Consider the following 1,022-nt stretch of genomic DNA (forward strand, 5'->3'; position numbering starts at 1 on the left):
TTGATAATTTTGAATAAAGTAGAGTTTACTCTCTCTTGTTGTAGTACAATATCTAGGTGTGTTTTTAAATAAAAAACGCGAGAGGGTAAGCTAAATGATTTATTGAATAAAATATATCGATTTAAAACTCCTTTGATAAGACTTTAAAAATGGTTTAGGATGTGGGTAAACAAGAGATTTGAAGCGTTGAACTCTAAGGTAGAAACACACTAGGATTTTTACCGTAAGTATGGTGGGCAGTGCCCACCATACTCGCTGCTTTGATTCCTAACGCTTGCCTATTTCTTATCCATCATGAAATCAAACTCATCTAAAGGCTTTGCGTATTTGACTACCAAGCGAAAGTCACTAGGTTCCGATGTCTTCCAGGCCCAACTATAGACATGGGTATTGTTGGCGGGAATCTCATAGACAGCTAAATTTCCATTCTTACCCTTGAGCCACCTCCACTTATTATCACTATATTTAACTTGGAAGCCTACTTTAGGGCCGTAATATTGTTGGCAATAGACATTTCCTCCTATTGGACAGGTTGGTGAGGAACTGCTCTGATAAGAGACCACATGATTATTGCTGGCATTTTGTACCGACCGAGCGCAGATTTTACCCCGCCATTCCTTAATGTTGTTAAACCTGGCGCTGTACTGATGCCGAGGTTTACCCCAACACTGTCCGTTGGCAGCAGGGTTAAGACAGTCATTTGGGAAGGCAGTAGAATAATTTTTGGGTGTTCTGTTTAGGCGAGCAAAAGCTGGTGGGTTAATTGACAAGAATCCACCAAACATCGAGGACTTAAAGCTGGCATCCTTACACGCTAAATCACTATTTGCGACCAAAGTTGTTGATTCAACAGTCACTCCACCGCTGAGTTCAGTAGTATCCTTGTTGACTTCTACCGTAAGGATTCAGGTCACAGGGATCGCTGCAAGGCCAAAGAAGGGAGCTTCTTTAAAGTCTGCGGGATTGACTTTGAAGCAAACTAGGGTAAAGTAAACACATGAGTCACTCACCAGTTCCGCTAA

1 protein-coding gene is annotated in these 1,022 nt (G+C 41.5%); it reads right to left on the reverse strand.

The annotated features are described in order from the left end of the window. Window positions 1–278: 278 nt before the first annotated feature. Window positions 279–857 carry a hypothetical protein gene (locus F6K53_RS45385; RefSeq protein WP_293087789.1) on the reverse strand — a complete coding sequence of 193 codons (579 nt, stop codon included), beginning with the start codon at window positions 855–857 and terminating at the stop codon, window positions 279–281. Window positions 858–1,022: the final 165 nt, after the last annotated feature.

The sequence above is a fragment of the Moorena sp. SIO4A1 genome (genome assembly GCF_010672065.1).
GTDB lineage: Bacteria > Cyanobacteriota > Cyanobacteriia > Cyanobacteriales > Coleofasciculaceae > Moorena.